Source organism: Protofrankia sp. CiP1_Cm_nod2, from assembly GCF_920664355.1.
Lineage (GTDB): Bacteria > Actinomycetota > Actinomycetes > Frankiales > Frankiaceae > Protofrankia.
The window spans coordinates 7496-12119 of record NZ_CAKKTL010000158.1; the positions used below are offsets into that span (position 1 = coordinate 7496).

5 protein-coding genes are annotated in these 4624 nt (G+C 71.3%); 3 read left to right on the plus strand and 2 right to left on the minus strand.

Going from position 1 to position 4624, the window contains the following annotated elements; genetic code table 11:
* Positions 1-477 precede the first annotated feature (477 nt).
* Entirely contained in the window at positions 478-1014 is a 537-nt protein-coding gene (locus NBW84_RS16735; protein WP_250285673.1) for an Hsp20/alpha crystallin family protein, read from the plus strand.
* Between the two features lie 167 nt (positions 1015-1181).
* On the opposite strand, the gene NBW84_RS16740 is transcribed toward NBW84_RS16735, so the two are convergent.
* On the minus strand, positions 1182-2186 hold the full coding sequence (locus tag NBW84_RS16740) for an exodeoxyribonuclease III (protein ID WP_250285674.1): 1005 nt from the start codon (positions 2184-2186) through the stop codon (positions 1182-1184).
* Between the two features lie 539 nt (positions 2187-2725).
* Here NBW84_RS16740 and NBW84_RS16745 point away from each other — a divergent pair.
* Positions 2726-2959, plus strand: coding sequence for a hypothetical protein (locus tag NBW84_RS16745; protein WP_250285675.1), 234 nt, complete (start codon positions 2726-2728; stop codon positions 2957-2959).
* Between the two features lie 222 nt (positions 2960-3181).
* Complete coding sequence (locus tag NBW84_RS16750; protein ID WP_250285676.1) at positions 3182-3811, plus strand: NADAR family protein; 630 nt, start codon at positions 3182-3184, stop codon at positions 3809-3811.
* Between the two features lie 261 nt (positions 3812-4072).
* Here NBW84_RS16750 and NBW84_RS16755 read toward each other — a convergent pair.
* Positions 4073-4624: DUF3516 domain-containing protein (locus tag NBW84_RS16755; protein WP_250285677.1), on the minus strand; the 552-nt coding region annotated here is incomplete at its 5' end.

Consider the following 4624-nt stretch of genomic DNA (forward strand, 5'->3'; position numbering starts at 1 on the left):
GGTGTCTACACCGCACTCGCGCTGCTCGGCGGGGCATGGTCGATGCTCGCGCGGGACGCCTGAGCGGACCGCGCCCGGCTCGTGACCGCGTCGCCGTCGCCGTCCTGCCGCTTCCGCCGCCCCGCCTCGTGCCGCCTGCCGGCCGGCCCGTTCCGCCGCCGCGCGTTCCCGCTCTCTCACGGCACCATGCCTTTTGCTCCGCTGCCGGCCGTCCGGCGTTGCCCCTGTCTGCCCCTGTCTGCCCTGCTGTCGGCCCTGTCGCGTCTGGCCGGTGGGAGTAACGCCGAGGCGGATGGTCGCAACGGCCGGTCGGACGGAAGGATGCTACGGCATCGGGAACTATTCTTCTTCACTTCTTGTTCATAAGAATGAGTCTGCTAGACTCAACAACACTGAGACGATCCCGATCCGGTAATGTTAGTCGTTGCTTGGTAGTTGACCGGTGCAGGGGTCGAGGCTGGAAGGAAGGGAGTAGCCATGAGCACCTACCTGTGGGAGCCGTTCGCTGCCTTCGGTCGGCTGGACCGCGAGTTCCACGAGATCGTCCGCCGCAGCTGGGATGCCTCCGAGCGGGCGCGGGCGCCTCGCCTCGGCTTCGCTCCGTTGGCGGACGTGGTTACCGAGGGCAACGACGTCGTTGTTCACCTCGAGCTTCCCGGTGCCGACATCGAGAAGGACGTCGCGGTCGAGCTGGAGCGCGGCCGGCTGGTCATCCGCGGTGAGCGCGCCGACGGCCGTGAGAGTGACAACGGGCACGTCGTCGTGCGGGAACGCCGGTACGGTGCCTTCCACCGCGAGTTCAACCTGCCGGAGGGAGTGGGTGCCGACCAGATCTCCGCGACCTACGACAAGGGCGTGCTCTCGGTCCGGCTCGCGGGCGCGCTCGCACCCGCCTACGGGACGCGCATCCCGGTCAGCCCGGGCGCGTCCTCGGTGCTGCCGAGCGCCGGGCCGGCTGACAGCTCGGAGAGCCACTCGGACGAGCCAGGGCACACGCCGACGGTCGAGGGCTGACGGTCGAGGGCTGAGACGGACGCCGGCCACTGACCGCGGGTGGTTGACCGCGGCGGCGGCCTGCCGCCCGGTGGCGCCGGGCCGGTCCGCGGCGCCACCGGACCGGCTCATCACCGAGCTGTCACCGCCGTGCCGCGGCCGGGTCTTTCCGTTCCGTGGCGCGGCGGTCAGTCCGTCCGGGTATCCCGGGTGCCCGCCTCCGGGGCGTCCGGGCTGGTGGCGTCCGGGCCGGGGGTGTCCGGGCCGGCGCGGTGACGGCCTGCCGCGTCCGGCTCCGCCGCGGTTCGTCCCGCTTCCATCCGTCCCGGGCTGCCCGGCGCGCGGCGTCGGGTGCCGGCCGCCCGCGGTGGGGACGGAGGCGGGACCATCGGGCCGATGTCGCCGTCCGGTGCCTCGTCGAGGTCGACGATCACCGGCGCGTGGTCGGAGGTGCCCGTGCCCTTGCGGGCCTGCCGGTCGACCCACACCGCGCGTACCCGGTCGAGCAGGTTGTCGCTGGCGAGGAGAAGATCGATGCGTATGCCCATGTTCTTCGGGAACATCAGCGCCCGGTAGTCCCAGTAGGTGAAGACCTGCTCGTCCGGCCAGCGTCTGCGCATGACGTCGACCAGGCCGAGGCCGGTCAGCTCATGCAGCGCCCGCCGCTCGGCGTCGGTGACGTGCGTGGCGCCGGCGAAGGCGGCGGGATCCCAGACGTCGGCGTCGGTCGGAGCGATGTTGAAGTCGCCGCAGGCGATCACCGGGGCGGCCGGGAGGACCTTTTCGACGGACGCGCGAAGCGCGGCGAGCCAGGTGAGCTTGTACGCGTAGTGCGGGTCGTCGACCGCGCGTCCGTTCGGCACATACAGTGACCAGATCCGGATGCCGCCGCAGGTCGCGGCCAGTGCTCGCGGCTCGGGCGCGGGAAAGCCCGGGCCGTCCACGAGCCCGGCCTCGACGTCGTCGAGCCCGAGCCGGGAGAAGATCGCGACGCCGTTCCAGCGTCCGTCACCGTGATGGGCGACGCGGTAACCGCGCCGGAAGAGATCCTCGTCGAAGAGCTCGAGGAAGGCCGCGTCGGAGAGCTTGGTCTCCTGGAGGCACACGACGTCCGGCTGGGCCCGGTCCAGCCATTCGATCAGACGGGCCTGCCGTGCCTTCGCCGAGTTGATGTTCCAGGTTGCCACCCGCACAGCATCCGACGTTAGTCCGTCGACACCGGCGCCGACGACAGTGGTGCCCGTGGACCGGTGTCCGTGGACCGGTGCCCGTGGACCGGTGTCCGGTGTGTGGCGCGCGTGGCGCGTGGCGCGCGGCCCGCGGTCCGGTGCGCGGGCTGGTGGCCGGTGCCGGCGGACAGATCGTCCCCGATCGCTACGATCGGCTGGGACACCGTCCGCGACAGCGCCGCTCACGATGCCGCCCGCTGTGCCGCCAACGTGTGCCGCCAACGACCGCCGGTTGCGAGGGCGCCAGGAGCCGGCGGCCTGCCGAACGTCAGGAGGAAGACCGGATCATGCCCACCACGGCTCCCGACCACACCCGTCCTCCCGGTCACACCCGTCCTCCCGGTCACATCTGGCCTTCCGGTCACATCTGGCCTTCCGGCCACGCTCAGGCTTCCGGCCGAGCCAGGCTTCCCGGGCGTGCCCGGCGCGGCCGGGCGGTCGGCGCGCTGGCCGGCACGGCCGCCGCAGTGGTGATGGCCGTCGGCCTGGCTGGCTGCGGCGCGGTGTCCGAAGAGACCAGGCGAGCCGGCACCGACGCGCTCTGCTCGCAGATCGAGGCCCGGACGGCGGACGTGCGCGCGAGCGTGGACGTGGCCCGGCTGGTCGCCCTGACGGTCCGCGATCTCGCGCCGGACGGGAACGTCCGACAGCTCGCCGACCAGGTGTCGCGCGACCCCGGGAATCTTGAGCTCCGGGGGCAGCTCGCCGACTGGATCGACAACAGGTGCTCAGGGTAACCAGTGCTGACAGCGGCCGATGCCCACGGCGATCAGCCGTCTACGGTAGTTGATCAGTAAGTATCCGTGGCGGTCAGAGCCTTCGTGGCAGCCGGCCGGCCGGCCGGTTCCGCGGTTTTCGCGCTGGACGTCCGCCCTGGTTGGGCTCGGGTTGGTTCGCGCTGGGACGAATGCTGTTGAAGCGCTGTTGATGGCCGGGCCGCTCGTGCGACCATCAGGGCCGTGACCATACCGACCACGCCAACCACACCGGAGAGACCAGCCACACCGCAGAGCGTGTCCCAGGTCGAGGACCTGGTCCTGCTGGAACAGGCCGGGCAGGAACTGGATCTTCTGTTCTTCTGGGGTCACCGGTCACCGCGCGGTGGTGCCCGCGGCGTCGGTACGGGATGCCTGAGCCAGTGGTGGCCGTCCGCCTTCACTGTGAACGGGGTGCGTTACCCCACGGCCGAGCACTTCATGATGGAAGGCAAGGCCCGGTTATTCGGCGATCTTGTTGCCGCGCGGGGCGTTCTCGCCACTTCCGACCCCGCCGCCGCGAAGAAGCACGGGCGGCAGGTCCGCGGCTTCGACGAGACGGTGTGGAACGAGCACTGCTTCGACATCGTGGTCCAGGGCAATGCGGCGAAGTTCTCCCAGCATCCGTCGCTGCGCAACTACCTGTTCGGCACGGGGGACCGCATCCTGGTGGAGGCGAGCCCGCTGGACCGGGTGTGGGGCATCGGCCTGGCCGCCGACGACAGCCGCGCCCACCAGCCCTCGGCCTGGCCCGGGCGCAACCTGCTCGGCTTCGCCCTCATGCGCGTACGCACCATGCTCCGCGACGCCGAGTCCCGCGACTCCGCACCATGATCGCACCCCTCCCCGCCCCCCACGTGTCCCTTTTCGTGGGAACGAGCACGTAAGTGGTTAACGAGTGTGTAAGTGGTTGCTGGGACAGCCACTTACACACTCGTTCGCATGGGCTGAACTCGGAGCGTGGGGACGGTGGGGTTGCTGGTCGGATGGGGTTGCCGGTGGGGTGGTGTGTGGTGCGCACTGGTCGGGGGTCAGTACCTCGGACGCCTTCGGGATCACCCCGCATGGGGGTAGCCGGACGGCTTACGAAGCGGATCAGAGCTGGTCGACGGCGGTGACGCGCAGGACGGCGGTGCCGGCCTCGTCGGAGGCGGCGAGGTCGGCCTCGGCGCTGATGCCCCAGTCGTGGTCGCCGGCCGGGTCGGCGAAGATCTGCCGCAACGCCCAGCGGCCCGGCTCGATGTTGATGATCAGGAATCCGGGGCCGCGGGCGTCGGGGCCGGTCCCGATCTCGTCGTGGAGGTCGAAGTACGGCCGCAGCGCACCCGCCCACCGGTCGGCGTCCCAGCCCGCGTCCGCGTCGAGCGCGCCGAGGTCGTCGTAACGCCGCAGCGCGGCCAGCTCCACCCGGCGGAACAGCGCGTTGCGGACGAGCACCCGGAACGCGCGGACGTTGGCGGTGATCGCGGGGGGCGCCGGGGGTGCGGCGTCGACGCGTACGGGCGGGCCGTCCGGGGTGGGGCTGCGCAGCCGCTCCCACTCGTCCAGCAGGCTTGAGTCGATCTGGCGGACCAGTTCCCCCAGCCATTCGATGAGGTCGGTCAGCTCCTCGGTCCGGGCCTCCTCGGGGACGGTCTGCCGCAGGGC

Bases quoted from the DNA above. Each gene is read 5' to 3' on its own strand.
- NBW84_RS16735 (WP_250285673.1), top strand. From the start codon at position 478: ATGAGCACCTACCTGTGGGAGCCGTTCGCTGCCTTCGGTCGGCTGGAC.